A 19014-nucleotide genomic window follows, 5' to 3' on the forward strand; every position below is an offset into this window, starting at 1 on the left:
CCGGGGTCCCGGGCTGCGCCCGGCGCACGGCTGCGCCGCGCGTCCTCAAACGCCGGACGGGCTGAAGACGCCCGGACAGGCTGAAGTGTCAGATCCCCAGTTTCGTCTCGTACAGCCGGGCCACCGCGTCCTTGTCGCCCTCCAGTTCCACCCTCGCCGACTCCTGCCGGCCGAAGGCGAAGAGGATCAGTTCGCCGGGGTCGCCGGTGACCGTCACCACGGGTGCTCCCCGGTGTGCCACCGCCGTCTGCCCGTCCGGGCGGCGCAGCACCAGACCGACCGGGGACCTGCGGCCCAGGACCCGGGACATCTTCTCCAGGCGCGCCCACAACGAGTCCGCGAACACCGGGTCGAGCTCGCGCGGCGTCCAGTCCGGCTGCGCGCGGCGCACGTCCTCCGCGTGGACGTAGAACTCCACCGTGTTCGCCGCCTCGTCCACCTGCTTCAACGCGTACAGCGAGCGCCGCGGCGGGCCGGTGCGGATGAGCTGGACCAGTTCCTCGTACGGCTTCGAGGCGAACTCGGACCTGACCCGCTCCAGCCGGCCCCGCAGGGCGGGCACCACGAGCCCCGCCGCCGCGTCCGAGCGGCGCTCGCGCACCACGACGTGGGCCGCCAGATCCCGGGCGCTCCAGCCCTCGCACAGGGTCGGGGCATCGGGGCCCGCGGCCTCCAACAGGTCGGCGAGGAGGAGCCGTTCACGCTTGGCATGGGTCGACATGTCGGCCAGCGTACGGCGACGGGGGCCTGTCCGCACAGTGGACGACCGGCCACGAACCGCACCGGAAGCGGCACAATTGCACCATGAGTACGCCCGTACCCCCGGTACCCCAGAGCCCCCTCGATCCCGCCGTCGCCGCCCGCCTCAAGCGGACCCCGGACGGACTGGTCCCCGCCATCGCCCAGCAGTACGACACCGGCGAGGTGCTCATGCTCGGCTGGATGGACGACGAGGCCCTGCACCGGACGCTGACCACCGGGCGCTGCACCTACTGGTCGCGCAGCCGCGGCGAGTACTGGGTGAAGGGGGACACCTCCGGGCACGTGCAGCAGGTGAGGAGCGTGGCGCTGGACTGCGACGGCGACACGCTCCTGGTGAAGGTCGACCAGACCGGGGCCGCCTGCCACACCGGCGAGCGCACCTGCTTCGACGCCGACGTGCTTCCCCTCACCGACGGCAAGTAGGGTCAGCGGCCATGGACCTGGAGACCTTCCGCAAGCTGGCGGCCGACCGCCGCGTCATCCCCGTCGGCCGCCGGCTCCTGGCGGACGGCGACACCCCCGTCGGGCTCTACCGCAAGCTCGCCGCCGAGCGCCCCGGGACCTTCCTCCTGGAGTCCGCCGAGAACGGCCGCTCCTGGTCCCGCTACTCCTTCGTCGGCGTCCGCAGCGCCGCCACCCTCACCGCCCGCGACGGCCACGCCCACTGGATCGGCACGCCCCCCGTCGGCGTACCGACCACGGGCGATCCGCTCGACGCGCTGCGGGCCACGGTGGAGGAGCTGCACACCCCGCGCGACCTGGCGGGCGACCTGCCCCCCTTCACCGGCGGCATGGTCGGCTACCTCGGGTACGACATCGTGCGCCGGCTGGAGAAGATCGGCGAGCACGGCAGCGACGACCTCGAACTGCCCGAGCTGACCATGCTGCTGACCTCGGACCTCGCCGTACTCGACCACCGGCACGGCACCGTCCTGCTGATCGCCAACGCGATCAACCACAACGACCTCGACACCGGCGTGGACGAGGCGTACGCGGACGCGGTCGCCCGGCTCGACGCGATGGAGGCCGACCTCTCGCGCGCCGTACCGACCACGCCCGCCGCCCTGCCCCCGTCCGAGGTGCCCGTCTGCACCGAGCAGTGGGGCGGACAGCAGTACCAGGCCGCGGTGGAAGACATCAAGGAACGCATCAGGGCCGGCGAGGCCTTCCAGGTCGTCCCGTCCCAGCGGTTCGAAACCCCGTGCAGCGCAAGCGCGTTGGACGTCTACCGGGTGCTGCGGGCGACGAACCCCTCCCCGTACATGTACCTCTTCCGGTTCGACGGGTTCGACGTCGTCGGGTCCAGCCCGGAAGCCCTCGTCAAGGTCGAGGACGGGCGCGCCATGGTGCACCCCATCGCCGGGACCAGGCACCGCGGCGCCACCCCGCAGGAGGACCAGCAGCTCGCCGACGAGCTGATGGCCGACCCCAAGGAACGCGCCGAGCACCTGATGCTCGTCGACCTGGGGCGCAACGACCTCGGGCGGGTCTGTGAGCCGGGGTCCGTCGAGGTCGTCGACTTCATGTCGGTCGAGAAGTACTCGCACGTCATGCACATCGTGTCGACGGTGACCGGACGGATCGCCGAGGGGCGCAGCGCCTTCGACGTCCTGACCGCCTGCTTCCCGGCGGGCACCCTCTCCGGGGCGCCCAAGCCGCGCGCCATGCAGATCATCGAGGAGCTGGAGCCGACCAGGCGCGGGCTCTACGGCGGCTGCGTCGGCTACCTCGACTTCGCGGGGGACTCCGACACCGCCATCGCCATCCGTACCGCGCTGCTGCGGGACGGCACCGCGTACGTGCAGGCCGGAGCGGGTGTCGTCGCCGACTCGGACCCCGTCGCCGAGGACACCGAGTGCCGCAACAAGGCCGCCGCGGTCCTGCGTGCCGTGCACACGGCCAACCGCCTCGGGGACCGCGAAGGCCGTGAGGGATAGTGGGGGTGTGAGCGCCGTACCCCCCACACCCCAGACCCCCGACGAGCCCGCCCCGACCGCAGCCGGTGGCGGCAGGCGCAGTCTCGCCGCCGCCCTGCTGCTCGGCGCCCTCGGCGCCACCGTCGTCCTGATCTCCTCCGGGCAGATCTGGACGTCGGGCGTGGCCACGGTCGCGGGCATCGGCACGAAGGCCCTCGACGCGGACGGGCAGGCCATCACCGGCGTCCCCGCCGCCCTCGCCATCGTCGCCCTGGCCGCCCTGGTGGCGGTCTTCGCCGTCCGCAGGGCCGGCCGGATCCTGGTCTCCGCACTGCTCGCCCTGAGCGGCGCGGGAGCCGTCGCGGCGTCCCTGCTCGGGGCCGGCGACCACGCCGCGCTCGACGCACAGGCCGCGAAGCTCTCCGGCGACGCCGCCGCCACGGTCACCGGGCTCACTCGAACGGCCTGGCCCTACGTCACCGCTTCGGGTGCCCTCCTGATCCTCGTCGCCGGGCTCCTCGCGCTGCGCTTCGGCGGGAAGTGGCCGGGCATGGGCGGGCGGTACGAGCGCGACGGCGGACCGCGCACCCGCGCGCAGGCCCGCAGGGCGGTGGACCCGGAGCGCCCCGAGGAACTGTGGAAGGCCCTGGACCGCGGCGAGGACCCGACCACGGATCCCGCCACCGGCCCGGCCGCCGATCCCGGGAAGGCACCGACGCGCGAAGGGTGACCCGAAGTCACGCGCGGTGCCCCGGTGGGGAACAATGAGTCCGAGCATCTCGGAACCTGAAGAGCACAAAGTCACCTAGGAGCACCTCATGCCCAGCCGCGGACACCACGGACACACCCCGGCCGCCTGGACTGGCGTCGTGATCGCCTTCATCGGTATCTGCATCTCCAGTGCGTACATGGTGATGGCCAACTCGGTCGGCTTCTGGATCGGCATCGGCATCTCGCTGGTCGGCGGCCTCGTCGGTCTGGCCATGCGCATCGCCGGCATGGGCATGCCGAAGGAGTCCCCGGCCCTCACCGAGGCCCGCGTCGCGGCGGGCCGCGCGCAGCTTCAGTAGCACCCGCAGCGCCCGCACCCCACGGTGCGGGCGGCACGACGCGAGGCGCAGTCCCACGCGGGCTGCGCCCTTTCGCACACCGGGGGTGCACACCGCGCCCCCAGCGGGGACAATCGGCGCGTGGACGCCTCCTCGCCTGCCTCTCCGCCGGCCCCCTCGCAGCACCTGGCTCCGCCCCCGGGGCCGCCGCGGTCCCTGGCGCGCCGTCTGGTGGCCCCCCTGGGCACCCTGGCCGGGGTCGTGGCCGCCTTCGCTTACGTCGGCTCGGTCGACCCCAACGAGCCCGGCCACTACCCCCTCTGCCCGCTCCTCGCCATGACCGGCATCCTCTGTCCGGGCTGCGGCGGCCTGCGCAGCGCGCACGCGGTCGCGCACGGCGACCTGCCGGCCGCCCTCGGTGCCAACGCGATGGCCGTCGTCGGGTACGCCGTCTTCGCCGTGGTGATGGTGGTGTGGCTCACCCGGGCGATACGGGGGAGGCCCATGAGGTTCGCGCTGTCCGCTGCCCAGTGGTGGGTCATGGGCGGGCTCCTCCTCGTCTTCAGCGTGGTCCGAAATCTCCCGTTCGGTTCCGTGCTCGCTCCGTAAATGCCCAGGTGGTGGGACGGACAGTAACCGGATGATGTCCCTTCGGCCGGGTGCGGATACCATCGCTTGTGGCCGGACCCGGCCCTCCACCGTCCCGGAAGGGGGCAGCTCGCGTGAGTGTGCTCGACGAGATCATCGAAGGCGTCCGCGCCGACCTCGCAGAGCGGCAGGCGCGGGTCGGCCTGGAGGAGCTCAAGGAGCGGGCCGCCAAGGCGCCCGTCGCCAAGGACGGTGTCGCGGCCCTGCGCGGCGACAGCGTCAAGGTCATCTGCGAGGTCAAGCGGTCCAGCCCCTCCAAGGGTGCGCTCGCGGCCATCGCCGACCCGGCGGCCCTCGCCGCCGACTACGAGGCGGGCGGCGCCGCCGTCATCTCCGTGCTCACCGAGGAGCGCCGCTTCGGCGGTTCGCTGGCCGACCTGGAAGCCGTCCGGGCCAAGGTCGACATCCCGGTGCTGCGCAAGGACTTCATCGTCACCGCCTACCAGCTCTGGGAGGCCCGTGCGTACGGCGCCGACCTGGTGCTCCTGATCGTCGCGGCCCTGGAGCAGGACGCGCTGGTCTCCCTCATCGAGCGCGCCGAGTCCATCGGGCTCACCCCGCTGGTCGAGGTGCACGACGAGGACGAGGTGGACCGGGCCGTCGCCGCCGGAGCGAAGATCATCGGTGTCAACGCCCGTGACCTCAAGACCCTCAAGGTCGACCGCGGCACCTTCGAGCGCGTCGCCCCGGAGATCCCGGACCACATCGTCAAGATCGCCGAGTCCGGCGTGCGCGGCCCGCACGACCTGATCGCGTACGCCAACGCGGGCGCCGACGCGGTCCTGGTCGGCGAGTCCCTGGTGACCGGCCGCGACCCGAAGTCCGCCGTCTCGGACCTGGTCGCCGCGGGCGCCCACCCGGCGCTGCGCCACGGACGGGGCTGACCGCTCCGCCATGACTTCCCCCCACGCCCGTCTCGCCCGCGGCTGCCGCCCTCGCGGCTGCCGCGCGCCTGCGCGACGGGTCATGGGGCGGCGGGTGCGGTACCACATCGGTTCCGAGCCCGGCCAGATCAACGGCATGCGATGGCGCCGTCGCTGAACGCCCTGCTTCGGCATGGCCAGAGTGACGTCACATTCCCCTCGAAACACCTGATTTCGTACGAGGAGTTTCCGCATGCCCAGCGAGTTCTTCTTTCCCGACCCCCAGGGTCAAGTCCCCACCACCGAGGGCTACTTCGGTGAGTTCGGCGGCAAGTTCATCCCCGAGGCGCTGGTCGCCGCGGTGGACGAGGTTGCCGTCGAGTACGACAAGGCCAAGGCGGATCCCGCCTTCGCCGCCGAGCTCGACGACCTGATGGTCAACTACACGGGCCGCCCCAGCTCCCTCACCGAGGTGCCGCGCTTCGCCGAACACGCGGGCGGCGCCCGGATCTTCCTCAAGCGCGAGGACCTCAACCACACCGGCTCGCACAAGATCAACAACGTGCTCGGGCAGGCCCTGCTCACCAAGCGGATGGGCAAGACCCGCGTCATCGCCGAGACCGGCGCAGGACAGCACGGCGTCGCGACCGCCACCGCCTGCGCGCTCTTCGGCCTCGACTGCACCATCTACATGGGTGAGATCGACACCGAGCGCCAGGCGCTGAACGTCGCCCGGATGCGCATGCTGGGCGCCGAGGTCGTCGCGGTGAAGTCCGGCAGCCGCACCCTCAAGGACGCCATCAACGAGGCGTTCCGCGACTGGGTCGCCAACGTCGACCGCACCCACTACCTCTTCGGTACGGTCGCGGGCCCGCACCCCTTCCCCGCGATGGTCCGAGACTTCCACCGCGTGATCGGCGTCGAGGCGCGCCGCCAGATCCTGGAGCGCGCCGGACGCCTCCCGGACGCTGCGGTGGCCTGCGTGGGCGGCGGGTCGAACGCGATCGGCCTCTTCCACGCCTTCATCCCGGACGCGGGCGTACGCCTGGTGGGCTGCGAGCCCGCCGGGCACGGCATCGAGACCGGTGAGCACGCGGCCACGCTCTCGGCCGGTGAGCCGGGCATCCTGCACGGTTCGCGCTCGTACGTACTCCAGGACGAGGAGGGCCAGATCACCGAGCCGTACTCGATCTCGGCGGGCCTCGACTACCCGGGCATCGGCCCGGAGCACTCGTACCTCAAGGACATCGGCCGCGGCGAGTACCGCGCGGTCACCGACGACGCCGCCATGCAGGCGCTGCGCCTGCTCTCCCGCACCGAAGGCATCATCCCGGCCATCGAGAGCGCGCACGCGCTCGCCGGCGCCTTGGACCTCGGCAAGGAGCTGGGCAAGGAAGGCCTGATCCTGGTCAACCTGTCCGGGCGCGGCGACAAGGACATGGACACGGCGGCCCGTTACTTCGGGCTGTACGACACGGACGCCGCCGTAGCGGCGGACGAAGCAGCGGTCGCGGAGATCTCGGGGGACGCCAAGTGAGCGGGAACGTACAGCTGTTGAGCGACACCCTCGCCGCCGCGAAGGCCGAGGACAGGGCTGCGCTGATCGCCTACCTCCCGGCCGGGTTCCCGACCGTGGACGGCGGCATCGAGGCGGTCAAGGCCGTCGTCGCGGGCGGCGCGGACGTCGTCGAGGTCGGACTGCCGCACAGCGACCCGGTGTTGGACGGTCCGGTCATCCAGACCGCCGACGACATCGCACTGCGCGGCGGCGTCAAGATCGCCGATGTCATGCGTACGGTGCGCGAGGCGCATGCGGCGACCGGGGTGCCGGTGCTGGTCATGACGTACTGGAACCCCATCGACCGGTACGGCGTCGAGCGGTTCACCGCCGAGCTGGCGGCGGCCGGAGGCGCGGGCTGCATCCTGCCCGACCTCCCCGTCCAGGAGTCCGCGCTGTGGCGCGAGCACGCCGAGAAGCACGGGCTGGCCACGGTGTTCGTGGTCGCGCCGAGCAGTCTCGACGCACGTCTCGCGACGATCACCGCGGCGGGCTCGGGCTTCGTCTACGCGGCTTCGCTGATGGGAGTCACGGGCACCCGGGCGTCGGTCGGCGAGCAGGCGGCCGATCTCGTACGGCGGACCAAGGCGACGACCGAGCTGCCGGTGTGTGTCGGGCTCGGCGTCTCGAACGCCGTACAGGCCAAGGAAGTTGCGGCCTTCGCCGACGGGGTCATCGTCGGGTCGGCGTTCGTGAAGCGGATGCTGGACGCCGAGGACGAGGCGGCCGGGCTGCGTGCGGTGCGGGAGCTGGCGGCGGACCTGGCGGCGGGCGTGCGCCGGAACTGATGTCCGTGTGCGGTGACTGACGTCCGCCTGTCGGACGCGTAACTTTAAGGTTCCGTAGTCCATTTGAGTGGATTCAGGGTCGGGGCGGCACATTGGTGCCGCCCCGGTTCGTTGCTGCGGGTGTGAGCGAGAAGAACACTGAAGGCAAGCGAACCGCCCGCGAGCGGCTCATCCAGGAGCGCGACGCACAGAAGGCCCGGGACAGACGACGGCGTGCGCTGATCGTCGCATCGGCGGTGGTCGGTGTCCTCGGCCTGGCCGCCGTGGCCGGCGTGGTCGCCTCGAACAGCGGCGGCAGCAAGGGCGACAAGGCCTCCGGCAGCGGCCCGGTCAAGGACCCGGCAGGGACGGTCGGCGAGGGGAACGTCGTCATTCCGGTGGGCAAGACGGACGCGCCGTCGGTCCTCACCGTGTACGAGGACCTGCGCTGCCCGGCCTGCGGCATGTTCGAGAACAGCATGCGCGACACGGTCAACAAGCTGGAGCAGGCAGGCAAGATCCGCGCCGAGTACCACCTGGTGTCGTTCATCGACAACGGCATGCAGGGCAACGGCTCGAAGTACGCGGCGAACGCGCTGGGCTGCGCACAGGACGCGGGGAAGTTCCACGCGTACCACGACGTGCTCTTCCGCAACCAGCCGCAGGAGACGGACGACGCCTTCGGCAAGAAGAGCCACCTGCTGGAACTGGCGGCCAAGGTGCCGGGGCTGCGGGGTGCGCCGTTCGACGCGTGCGTGGACAAGGGGACGCACGCGGGGTGGGTCACCAAGGTGCAGGAGGACTTCGACAAGTCGAAGTACAAGGCGACGCCGACGGTACTGCTGAACGGCGAGTCGATCTTCCCGCAGAAGGGCAGCGAGCAGATCTCCCCGGCGAATTTGGTGAAGTGGGTGGACGAGGCGAACAAGGGGAAGCCGCTGGGGACGAAGGCGCCGGGGGCGCCGGGTGCGGGTGCGGGTGCGGGTGCCGGTGCGGGCGTGGTGCCTGGGGCGGGGGCGGTCCCATCGGTGTCGGCTGTGCCGTCGGGCGGGGCTGTGCCGTCGGGTTCGGCCGAGCGGTCGGCGGCTGGTGCTTCGGTGACGGGGGGTGGGGGGCAGGGGCAGCGGTGACGGGGGCCGGGGCGAGGGGTGGGGCTTCGCGTGGGGGCTGCCCCCTTGCCCACCCTTCCCCCAGCTCTTAAGGAGCAGGGGAGACCCCACTGCCCCGGGGGCGGCCCCGCTGCCCAAGGGAGCTGGGGAGCGCTAGGGGGCCAGGGGGCATGCAGTGAGGGGCGCGGGGAACTGTGCGATCAGCCACGTCGCACCCGCACGACGACCACCGGCCCCGCCACGTCGCACCCGCACCACGCCCACCGGCCCGCCGCACCCCACCGGTCCCGCCGTCCCTGCCGGACCCCGTTACGGATACGTTGCCCGGGTGGGTTGTTGTAGCGCCTGCCCGGCAAGGTAGCGTCGGCTCTGCCATGAACCTTGCCTATATTCCCAGCCCGGCGGCCGGTGAGATCCACCTCGGACCCCTCCCGCTGCGCGGCTACGCCCTCTGCATCATCATCGGCGTCTTCGTAGCCGTCTGGTACGGCAACAAGCGTTGGATCGCCCGCGGCGGTAAGCCGGGAACGGTCGCCGACATCGCTGTCTGGGCGGTGCCGTTCGGCCTCGTCGGCGGGCGGCTCTACCACGTCATCACCGACTACCAGCTCTACTTCAGCGAAGGCAAGGACTGGGTCAACGCCTTCAAGATCTGGGAAGGCGGCCTCGGTATCTGGGGTGCCGTCGCCCTCGGCGCGGTCGGCGCCTGGATCGGCTGCCGCAGGCGCGGCATCCCGCTCCCGGCCTGGGCCGACGCCATGGCCCCCGCTCTCGTCATCGCGCAGGCCATCGGCCGCTGGGGCAACTGGTTCAACCAGGAGCTGTACGGCAAGGCCACCGACCTCCCCTGGGCGCTCAAGATCACCAAGGGGGAGGAGCCGGGTCTCTACCACCCGACCTTCCTCTACGAGTCGCTGTGGTGCCTCGGCGTCGCCGCGCTGATCGTCTGGGCGGACCGCCGTTTCAAGCTCGGCCACGGGCGGGTCTTCGCGCTGTACGTCGCCGCGTACTGCGCCGGCCGCGCCTGGATCGAGTACATGCGGGTCGACGACGCCCACCACATCCTGGGGCTGCGCCTCAACGTGTGGACGGCGATCATCGTCTTCATCCTGGCCGTGGTCTACCTCGTGCTGTCGGCGCGGCTGCGCCCCGGCCGCGAGGAGATCGTGGAGCCGGACCGCGACGGACCGGAGGCCGGGGCCGGGACCGGGACCGACTCCAAGGCCGGTGCCGAGACCGGCGCCGAGGCTGCGACGGATGCCTCTGGCGACGCGGACAAGGGTGCCGGCAAGGCCGAGGGCGGTGCGCTCCTGACCAAGGCCAAGAAGGACGCGAAGGCCGAGGAAGTGAAGACAGAGGAAGCGAAGTCCGGGGAAACGAAGGCCGTTTCGGCGGACGACGTGGAGGACAAGAAGAGCTGACGCACCATCAGGTGCTGGTGGTGAGGGCCGTCGGGGCCGTACGGGTCCCGGCGGCCCTCGCGCATGTGCGGAGGCGGGCCCGTGCCTCCGGGGTCAGAAGTCCCTTCGGGCGACCTCCAGCGTTCGCCGAGCCGCCGCCACCACCGCCGCGTCCACGAACCGGCCGTCGGGGAGGGTGTGCGCGCTCTCGTTGTCGGCGGCGGCCTTCAGGGTCTGTTCCGCGGTCACCGGGCGTCGATCTCCTGGCGGTAGGGCATCGAGGTCGACGCGCCGTGGCGCTGGACGGACAGGGACGCGGCGGCCGACGCCCACCGCATCGCCTCCGGCATCGGCTTCCCCTCGCCGAGTGCGACGGCGAGCGCGCCCACGAAGGTGTCCCCGGCGCCGGTCGTGTCGACGACCGGCTCGGCGGGGACGGCGGGCACGAAGACCGGATCGGGGGCGTCCCGGCTGACGTGGGCGCTGCCCGCCGCGCCCAGCGTGACCACCACCTCCGGTACGTGGTCGAGGAGGGCGCGGGCGGCGAGGAGCGGGTCGTGGAGACCGGTGAGGGCGGCGGCCTCGTGCTCGTTGGGAACCAACAGGTCGGTGGCGGCGAGGAGTTCGGGCGGCATGGGAGCTGCCGGGGCCGGGGTCAGGATCGTACGGACGCCGTGCCGGCGGGCCGCGAGGGCGCCCGCGGTGACGGCGGACAGGGGGAGTTCGAGCTGGAGGAGGAGGGCGTACGCGCTTCTGATGACGGCTTCGTCACCGGGAGCGAGGCCGGTGACGAGGCCGTTGGCGCCGGGGATGACGACGATGGAGTTGCCGCCGCCGTCGTCCACGACGATGTGCGCGGTGCCGGAGGGGCCTTCGACGGTGCGCAGGGAGTCGGTGTCGATGCCGGAGTGGGCGAGGGAACTGCGCAGGCGGGCGCCGAAGTCGTCGGTGCCGACCGCGCCGATGACGGTCACCTCGCCCCCGGCGCGTGCGGCGGCCACGGCCTGGTTGGCGCCCTTCCCGCCGGGCACGGTGCGGAACTCGCGGCCGGTGACGGTCTCGCCGCCGGCCGGGGCCTTGTCGACGTACGCGACGAGATCCATGTTGGTGCTGCCGAGGACGACGATGGCGGGTGTGGGCGTCATCTGGTTCAGGGCCTCTCGGTGGGCGGGACGGGCGAGGGTGGCGGGAGGGCGGGTGCGGGTGCGTCGTGGCTGGTCGCGCCCACGCGGCGGAGCCGCATGTCCGGTACGGCCCCGCGCCCTGGAGGGGCGCCCGCGGTGTGGACGTCTCCTGGCTGCTGCCCCATGCGGAAATCTCCGCACACCCGCGCCCGGTGGTGGCCGGGCCACGCCCCACGTGTCACCCGGTCGACTTCCGCGGGCGCGGCAACCGGTCGTGGCGGGAAGGGTGGCCGCAGCGGCCGGGATGTCACCGGGTGAGGGAAGGCTTGCCTTGGATAGGTCGGGTCAACACCCCTCCGCACCAAGTAAGTACGGCCTTCCTTGCTAGCGCCAGCTTCGAATCGTGCGTACTTTCGATCTCGTCGGGGCGCTCCCCGGCCGCAGGATGTACAGAGGGGCACGGGGAAACCGGCATGGCCATCATCGAGACCGAAGCGACGCTGCACGAGGCGCACCGCGACAACCACACCCACCGTGATGTCAACGGCGGTTGGCTGCGTCCGGCCGTGTTCGGAGCGATGGACGGGCTGGTGTCCAATCTGGCGCTGATGACCGGTGTGGCGGGTGGGGCGGTCTCGCAGCAGACCATCGTGGTCACGGGGCTGGCGGGACTGGCCGCCGGTGCGTTCTCGATGGCGGCGGGGGAGTACACGTCCGTGGCCTCGCAGCGGGAACTCGTGGAGGCCGAACTCGACGTCGAGCGGCGGGAGTTGAGGAAGCACCCGCAGGACGAGATGGAGGAGCTGGCGGCGCTCTACGAGTCGCGCGGGGTGGAGTCCCACCTGGCGCGGCAGGTCGCCGAGCAGCTGTCGCGCGATCCCGAGCAGGCGCTGGAGATCCATGCGCGGGAGGAGCTGGGGATCGACCCCGACGACCTTCCCTCGCCGCTCGTCGCCGCCGTGTCGTCCTTCGGCGCGTTCGCGCTCGGGGCGCTGCTGCCCGTGCTGCCGTACCTGCTGGGTGCGACCTCGCTGCTGCCCGCCGTGCTGCTCGCACTCGTCGGGCTCTTCGGATGCGGAGCCGTGGTGGCCAGGGTGACCGCGCGGTCGTGGTGGTTCAGCGGACTGCGGCAGCTCGCCCTGGGCGGGGCCGCGGCCGCCCTGACGTACGGCCTCGGGACTCTCTTCGGGGCGGCGGTGTAGCTCGTCGCCCTCGTGCGGGAGAAACCCCTGGCGGGGCCGGGACTCCGGTCCCGCCAGGGGTTTCCGCACGGCGACGGGGAGGTGTCGGGAGTGTGACGTACGCCCCGGCGCGGATCCGGGACACTCCCCTTAGGATATGGCTATATGCAAGGTGGCGCATATGTAGTCGTTACTCATCGGTTTCGTCCAGTTGACCACCGGGCATGAGCCGTAAGCACCGCAGGCAATGATGCTTGCTTCGCTATGGCCCACAGGTGGCGGTCTGCCCATCTCTGCGCCACATCCACCGTGCCGTCTCTTCAGTGCGCACGGTGTCCGCATGGTGGAATGCGCTATCCGCTTCGCGAGAAGCCAGCCATCATGTAACCTGCACGAAATTTCGCGGAGGGCCAGTGTCGTCCCTCGGTATCTACATATGCCACGACGACGACGGGAGTGCCGATGCGTACCCACGCCTGGTCGCCCATGGACGGTCGCCCCGCCCAGCAGGGGCTGTACGACCCCCGCAACGAGCACGACGCATGCGGCGTCGGCTTTGTCGCCACCCTTACCGGTGTCGCCTCCCATGAGCTGGTCGAGCAGGCGCTGACCGTGCTGCGGAACCTCGAACACCGCGGTGCCACCGGCTCCGAGCCCGACTCCGGCGACGGCGCCGGCATCCTGCTCCAGGTCCCGGACGCCTTCCTCCGTGAGGTCACGGACTTCGAGCTGCCGGCAGCCGGCGCGTACGCGGTCGGCATCGCCTTCCTGCCCGCCGAGGACGCCACAGCCGCCGAGGCCGTCTCGGAGATCGAGACGATCGCCGCGGAGGAAGGGCTCACCGTCCTCGGGTGGCGTGAAGTACCCGTCGCCCCCGCCCTGTTGGGCAACGGCGCACGCGCCACCATGCCGACCTTCCGGCAGCTCTTCGTCTCGGACGGCGGGACGAGCACGGGAATCGCGCTCGACCGCAAGGGTTTCGTCCTGCGCAAGCGCGCCGAGCGCGAGGCCGGTGTCTACTTCCCGTCGCTCTCCGCGCGCACCCTCGTCTACAAGGGCATGCTGACCACCGGGCAGCTGGAGCCGTTCTTCCCGGACCTCTCCGACCGCCGCTGCGCCACGACCGTCGCGCTCGTGCACTCCCGGTTCTCGACCAACACCTTCCCTTCCTGGCCGCTGGCCCACCCGTACCGCTTCGTCGCGCACAACGGCGAGATCAACACGGTCAAGGGCAACCGGAACTGGATGAAGGCGCGCGAGTCGCAGCTCGCCAGCGAGCTCTTCGGGCCTGAGAAGCTGGACCGGATCTTCCCCGTCTGTACGCCGGACGCCTCCGACTCGGCGTCCTTCGACGAGGTGCTGGAACTGCTGCACCTGGGCGGCCGGTCGCTGCCGCACTCCGTGCTGATGATGGTCCCCGAGGCGTGGGAGAACCACGACTCCATGGACCCGGCCCGACGGGCCTTCTACCAGTACCACGCCACCCAGATGGAGCCCTGGGACGGCCCGGCCTGCGTCACCTTCACGGACGGCACCCAGGTCGGCGCCGTACTCGACCGCAACGGCCTGCGGCCGGGACGCTACTGGGTGACCGACGACGGCCTCGTGGTCCTCTCCTCCGAGGTCGGCGTCCTCGACATCGACCCCGCGAAGGTCGTCCGCAAGGGCCGCCTCCAGCCCGGCAAGATGTTCCTCGTCGACACCGCCGAGCGCCGCATCGTCGAGGACGACGAGATCAAGGCGTCCCTCGCCGCCGAGAACCCGTACGAGCAGTGGCTGGAGACCGGCGAGATCGAGCTGGAGGACCTCCCCGAGCGCGAGCACATCGTGCACACGCACGCCTCCGTCACCCGCCGCCAGCAGACCTTCGGCTACACCGAGGAAGAGCTGCGCGTCATCCTGGCTCCCATGGCGAGGACCGGCGGCGAGCCGCTCGGCTCCATGGGCACGGACTCGCCGATCGCGGCGCTCTCCGAGCGGCCCCGGCTGCTCTTCGACTACTTCACCCAGCTGTTCGCGCAGGTCACGAACCCGCCGCTGGACGCCATCCGGGAGGAGCTGGTCACCTCCCTGCGCTCCTCGCTCGGCCCGCAGGGCAACCTCCTTGAGCCGACCGCCGCGTCGTGCCGGAGCGTCACGCTGCCCTTCCCGGTGATCGACAACGACGAGCTCGCCAAGCTCATCCACATCAACGCCGACGGCGACATGCCCGGCATGAAGGCCGCGACGCTCTCCGGTCTCTACCGGGTCTCCGGCGGCGGCGACGCCCTGGCCGCCCGCATCGAGGAGATCTGCACCGAGGTCGACGCGGCCATAGAGGCCGGCGCCCGCCTGATCGTGCTCTCCGACCGGCACTCCGACGCCGAGCACGCGCCGATGCCCTCGCTGCTGCTCACCTCCGCCGTGCACCACCACCTCATCCGCACCAAGCAGCGCACCCAGGTGGGCCTGCTCGTCGAGGCCGGTGACGTCCGCGAGGTGCACCACGTAGCGCTGCTGATCGGTTACGGAGCCGCGGCCGTCAACCCGTACCTCGCGATGGAATCGGTCGAGGACCTGGTCCGCGCGGGAACGTTCATGGAGACGGACGACGCCGAGCAGGCCATCCGGAACCTGATCCACGCCCTGGGCAAGGGCGTCCTCAAGGTCATGTCGAAGATGGGCATCTCGACCGTCGCCTCCTACCGCGGCGCCCAGGTCTTCGAGGCCGTCGGTCTCGACGAGGCCTTCGTCGCCGAGTACTTCAACGGCACGGCCACCAAGATCGGCGGCGCCGGACTCGACGTCGTCGCCAAGGAGGTCGCCGCCCGGCACGCCAAGGCCTACCCGGCCTCCGGCATCGCCGCCTCGCACCGCCGGCTGGAGATCGGCGGCGAGTACCAGTGGCGCCGCGAGGGCGAGCCGCACCTGTTCGACCCGGAGACGGTCTTCCGCCTCCAGCACGCCACGCGCAATCGCCGCTACGACATCTTCAAGCAGTACACGGACCGGGTGAACGAGCAGTCCGAGCGCCTGATGACGCTGCGCGGGCTCTTCGGCTTCAGCAGCGGCCGCGAGCCGATCTCCCTCGACGAGGTCGAGCCCGCCTCGGAGATCGTCAAGCGCTTCTCCACCGGCGCCATGTCGTACGGCTCCATCTCCCAGGAGGCGCACGAGACCCTCGCCATCGCCATGAACCAGCTGGGCGGCAAGTCCAACACCGGTGAGGGCGGCGAGGATTCGGACCGGCTGTACGACCCGGCGCGCCGCTCCTCCATCAAGCAGGTCGCCTCCGGCCGCTTCGGTGTGACCAGCGAATACCTGGTCAACGCGGACGACATCCAGATCAAGATGGCGCAGGGCGCGAAGCCCGGCGAGGGCGGGCAGCTGCCCGGCCACAAGGTGTACCCGTGGGTCGCCAAGACGCGTCACTCGACGCCGGGCGTGGGCCTCATCTCGCCGCCGCCGCACCACGACATCTACTCCATCGAGGATCTGGCCCAGCTGATCCACGACCTCAAGAACGCCAACCCGGCCGCACGCATCCACGTGAAGCTGGTCTCCGAGGTCGGCGTGGGCACGGTCGCGGCGGGTGTGTCGAAGGCGCACGCGGACGTCGTCCTGATCTCGGGACACGACGGCGGAACGGGCGCTTCTCCCCTCACGTCCCTGAAGCACGCGGGCGGCCCCTGGGAGCTCGGCCTCGCCGAGACCCAGCAGACCCTGCTGCTCAACGGCCTGCGGAGTCGCATCGTCGTCCAGACCGACGGCCAGCTCAAGACCGGCCGCGACGTCGTCATCGCGGCGCTCCTCGGCGCCGAGGAGTTCGGTTTCGCGACCGCGCCGCTCGTCGTCTCCGGCTGCGTCATGATGCGCGTCTGCCACCTGGACACCTGCCCGGTCGGCATCGCCACCCAGAACCCGGTGCTGCGCGACCGGTTCTCCGGCAAGGCCGAGTACATCGTCAACTTCTTCCAGTTCATCGCGGAGGAAGTCCGGGAGATCCTGGCCGAGCTGGGCTTCCGTACGCTCGAAGAGGCCGTCGGCCACGCCGAGTTCCTCAACACCGAGCGGGCGGTACGGCACTGGAAGGCCCAGGGCCTCGACCTGGCACCCCTCTTCCACGTGCCCGAGCTGCCCGAGGGCGCGGTCCGCCACCGGACCACGGTCCAGGACCACGCCCTGGAGAAGGCGCTCGACAACCAGCTGATCAAGCTGGCCGCCGACGCGCTGAACGCGGACACCGCCGCGGCTGCCCAGCCGGTCCGCGCACAGATCGCCATCCGCAACATCAACCGCACCGTCGGTACGATGCTCGGCCACGAGGTGACGAAGAAGTTCGGCGGCGCGGGCCTGCCCGACGACACCATCGACATCACCTTCACCGGGTCCGCGGGCCAGTCCTTCGGCGCCTTCGTCCCGAGCGGTGTCACGCTGCGCCTCGAAGGCGACGCCAACGACTACGTCGGCAAGGGCCTCTCCGGCGGCCGGATCGTCGTCCGCCCGGACCGGGGCGCCGACCACCTCGCCGAGTACTCCACGATCGCCGGAAACACCATCGGCTACGGCGCCACCGGCGGCGAGCTGTACCTCCGGGGACGTACGGGCGAACGCTTCTGCGTCCGCAACTCCGGCGCCACCGTCGTGTCCGAGGGCGTGGGAGACCACGGCTGCGAGTACATGACCGGCGGCCACGCCGTCGTACTCGGTGAGACGGGACGCAACTTCGCGGCCGGCATGTCCGGCGGCGTCGCGTACGTCATCGACCTCGACCGCAACAATGTCAACGCGGGCAACCTGGGCGCGATCGAGACCCCTTCCACCTCCGACCAGCAGTGGCTGCACGACGTCGTGCGCCGCCACCAGGAGGAGACCGGATCGACCGTCGCGGCGAAGCTGCTGGCCGACTGGCCCGCCGCCGCCGCCCGCTTCAGCAAGATCATCCCGTCCACGTACAAGGCAGTGCTCGCCGCCAAGGACGCCGCTGAGACAGCCGGGCTCTCCGAGCAGGAGACCACCGAGAAGATGATGGAGGCGGCGACCAATGGCTGACCCCAAGGGCTTTTTGACCACCGGACGCGAAGTCGCGCAGACCCGCCCGGTCGAGGACCGCGTGAAGGACTGGAACGAGGTCTACGTCCCCAAGTCCCTCCTCCCGATCATCAGCAAGCAGGCCGGCCGCTGCATGGACTGCGGCATCCCCTTCTGCCACAACGGCTGCCCGCTCGGGAACCTCATCCCCGAGTGGAACGACTACGCGTACCGGGAGGACTGGAGCGCCGCTTCCGAGCGGCTGCACGCCACGAACAACTTCCCCGAGTTCACCGGCCGCCTGTGCCCGGCGCCCTGCGAGTCGGCGTGCGTGCTCGGCATCAACCAGCCCGCCGTCACCATCAAGAACGTCGAAGTCACCATCATCGACAAGGCCTGGGACAGCGGCGACGTCACCCCGCAGCCGCCGGAGCGCCTGTCCGGCAAGACCGTGGCCGTCATCGGCTCGGGCCCGGCGGGACTGGCCGCCGCCCAGCAGCTCACCCGGGCGGGCCACACGGTCGCCGTGTACGAGCGCGCCGACCGCATCGGCGGGCTGCTGCGCTACGGCATCCCCGAGTTCAAGATGGAGAAGTCGCACATCAACCGGCGCATCGAGCAGATGCGGGCCGAGGGCACCAAGTTCCGTACGGAGGTGGAGATCGGGCGCGACGTCGACGCGGCCAAGCTGCGCCGCAGGTACGACGCGGTGGTCGTCGCCGCCGGAGCGACCGTCTCCCGCGACCTGCCGGTCCCCGGCCGGGAGCTGAACGGCATCCACTTCGCGATGGAGTACCTCCCCCTCGCCAACAAGGTGCAGGAGGGCGACCTGACCGTCGCCCCGATCACCGCCGAGGGCAAGCACGTCGTGGTCATCGGCGGCGGTGACACCGGCGCCGACTGCGTGGGCACCGCCCACCGCCAGGGCGCCGCCTCCGTCACCCAGCTGGAGATCATGCCCAAGCCGGGCGAGGAGCGGAATCCGGGCCAGCCCTGGCCGACCTTCCCCATGCTCTACAAGGTCACCTCCGCGCACGAGGAGGGCGGCGAGCGGGTCTACTCCGTCTCCACCACCCACTTCGAGGGCGACGAGGACGGCAACGTCCAGTCCCTGCACCTCATCGAGGTCGAGTTCAAGGACGGCAAGCTGGAGCAGAAGGCGGGCACGGAGCGGGTCATCCCCGCCCAGCTGGTCACCCTCGCGATGGGCTTCACGGGCACGGACCAGGCCAACGGCCTCGTCCAGCAGTTCGGCCTCGGCCTCGACGAGCGCGGCAACATCGCACGCGACGCGGACTACGCGACCAACGTCGACGGCGTCTTCGTCGCCGGTGACGCGGGGCGCGGCCAGTCGCTCATCGTCTGGGCGATCGCCGAGGGCCGCTCGGCGGCGCGCGGCGTGGACCGCTACCTGACGGGCGTCAGCGCGCTTCCGGCGCCGGTGAGGCCGACGGACCGTGCGCTGACGGTCTGATCGCATATGTATGTTCGGGTACACCCGTGCGCCGAAGGTCCGACCTGGCGTACGGTGTCCTGAGTACAAACCCCACATTCGTCCCGCCCAGTGTCGTGCGGAACTGAACGCGGCGCCCGCCCCACCTCGTCCCCGACCGGACAAGGGGCGGGC

17 protein-coding genes are annotated in these 19014 nt (G+C 71.2%); 14 read left to right on the top strand and 3 right to left on the bottom strand.

All coding sequences use genetic code 11. From position 1 onward, the window contains the following. Window positions 1-88 precede the first annotated feature (88 nt). Window positions 89-721 (bottom strand): TIGR03085 family metal-binding protein, encoded by a 633-nt coding sequence (locus tag ACWGIG_RS23375; RefSeq protein ID WP_453323590.1) that lies wholly within the window; start codon window positions 719-721, stop codon window positions 89-91. Between the two features lie 83 nt (window positions 722-804). Here ACWGIG_RS23375 and hisI point away from each other — a divergent pair, with 83 nt between their 5' ends. The 11 genes from hisI to lgt all read left to right on the top strand — a co-directional run bounded on the left by hisI (window position 805) and on the right by lgt (window position 10093). Then, on the top strand, window positions 805-1185 hold the full coding sequence (gene hisI / locus ACWGIG_RS23380; RefSeq protein WP_453323591.1) for a phosphoribosyl-AMP cyclohydrolase: 381 nt from the start codon (window positions 805-807) through the stop codon (window positions 1183-1185). 11 nt (window positions 1186-1196) lie between these two features. Next, window positions 1197-2699, top strand: coding sequence for an anthranilate synthase component I (locus ACWGIG_RS23385; RefSeq protein ID WP_453323592.1), 1503 nt, complete (start codon window positions 1197-1199; stop codon window positions 2697-2699). A gap of 7 nt (window positions 2700-2706) precedes the next feature. After that, window positions 2707-3408, top strand: a complete 702-nt coding sequence (locus ACWGIG_RS23390) for a TIGR02234 family membrane protein (protein WP_453323593.1) — start codon at window positions 2707-2709, stop codon at window positions 3406-3408. An 88-nt stretch (window positions 3409-3496) separates the two neighbouring features. Then, window positions 3497-3748 carry an HGxxPAAW family protein gene (locus ACWGIG_RS23395; protein ID WP_453323594.1) on the top strand — a complete coding sequence of 84 codons (252 nt, stop codon included), beginning with the start codon at window positions 3497-3499 and terminating at the stop codon, window positions 3746-3748. Window positions 3749-3868: 120 nt separating this feature from the next. Continuing rightward, on the top strand, window positions 3869-4336 hold the full coding sequence (locus ACWGIG_RS23400; RefSeq protein ID WP_453323595.1) for a DUF2752 domain-containing protein: 468 nt from the start codon (window positions 3869-3871) through the stop codon (window positions 4334-4336). 113 nt (window positions 4337-4449) lie between these two features. Beyond that, complete coding sequence (gene trpC / locus ACWGIG_RS23405; protein WP_453323596.1) at window positions 4450-5259, top strand: indole-3-glycerol phosphate synthase TrpC; 810 nt, start codon at window positions 4450-4452, stop codon at window positions 5257-5259. 10 nt (window positions 5260-5269) lie between these two features. Then, window positions 5270-5416, top strand: coding sequence for a tryptophan biosynthesis modulator TrpM (gene trpM, locus ACWGIG_RS23410; protein WP_453323597.1), 147 nt, complete (start codon window positions 5270-5272; stop codon window positions 5414-5416). 75 nt (window positions 5417-5491) lie between these two features. Further along, window positions 5492-6775: a tryptophan synthase subunit beta gene (gene trpB, locus ACWGIG_RS23415; protein WP_453323598.1), complete on the top strand. Its 1284-nt coding sequence runs from the start codon at window positions 5492-5494 to the stop codon at window positions 6773-6775. Continuing rightward, complete coding sequence (gene trpA / locus ACWGIG_RS23420) at window positions 6772-7584, top strand: tryptophan synthase subunit alpha (RefSeq protein WP_453323599.1); 813 nt, start codon at window positions 6772-6774, stop codon at window positions 7582-7584. The genes trpB and trpA overlap by 4 nt, the downstream gene beginning before the upstream one ends. Before the next feature lie 122 nt (window positions 7585-7706). Further along, on the top strand, window positions 7707-8693 hold the full coding sequence (locus ACWGIG_RS23425; RefSeq protein WP_453323600.1) for a DsbA family protein: 987 nt from the start codon (window positions 7707-7709) through the stop codon (window positions 8691-8693). A 353-nt stretch (window positions 8694-9046) separates the two neighbouring features. Further along, complete coding sequence (lgt, locus tag ACWGIG_RS23430; protein ID WP_453323601.1) at window positions 9047-10093, top strand: prolipoprotein diacylglyceryl transferase; 1047 nt, start codon at window positions 9047-9049, stop codon at window positions 10091-10093. A 93-nt stretch (window positions 10094-10186) separates the two neighbouring features. On the opposite strand, the gene ACWGIG_RS23435 is transcribed toward lgt, so the two are convergent. After that, entirely contained in the window at window positions 10187-10321 is a 135-nt protein-coding gene (locus ACWGIG_RS23435; protein ID WP_453323602.1) for a hypothetical protein, read from the bottom strand. Continuing rightward, the gene (gene rbsK / locus ACWGIG_RS23440) at window positions 10318-11217 is read right to left on the bottom strand and encodes a ribokinase (protein ID WP_453323603.1); all 900 of its coding nucleotides are present in this window, start codon (window positions 11215-11217) and stop codon (window positions 10318-10320) included. The genes ACWGIG_RS23435 and rbsK overlap by 4 nt, the downstream gene beginning before the upstream one ends. A 452-nt stretch (window positions 11218-11669) precedes the next feature. Here rbsK and ACWGIG_RS23445 point away from each other — a divergent pair, with 452 nt between their 5' ends. From ACWGIG_RS23445 to ACWGIG_RS23455, 3 genes are all read left to right on the top strand, one after another. After that, window positions 11670-12398 carry a VIT1/CCC1 transporter family protein gene (locus ACWGIG_RS23445; protein ID WP_453323604.1) on the top strand — a complete coding sequence of 243 codons (729 nt, stop codon included), beginning with the start codon at window positions 11670-11672 and terminating at the stop codon, window positions 12396-12398. Window positions 12399-12839: 441 nt separating this feature from the next. Further along, on the top strand, window positions 12840-17408 hold the full coding sequence (gene gltB, locus ACWGIG_RS23450) for a glutamate synthase large subunit (RefSeq protein WP_453323605.1): 4569 nt from the start codon (window positions 12840-12842) through the stop codon (window positions 17406-17408). Then, the gene (locus tag ACWGIG_RS23455) at window positions 17401-18861 is read left to right on the top strand and encodes a glutamate synthase subunit beta (protein WP_453323606.1); all 1461 of its coding nucleotides are present in this window, start codon (window positions 17401-17403) and stop codon (window positions 18859-18861) included. Before gltB ends, ACWGIG_RS23455 begins: the two co-directional genes overlap by 8 nt. Window positions 18862-19014 lie beyond the last annotated feature (153 nt).

The sequence above is a fragment of the Streptomyces sp. NPDC054863 genome (assembly GCF_053610825.1).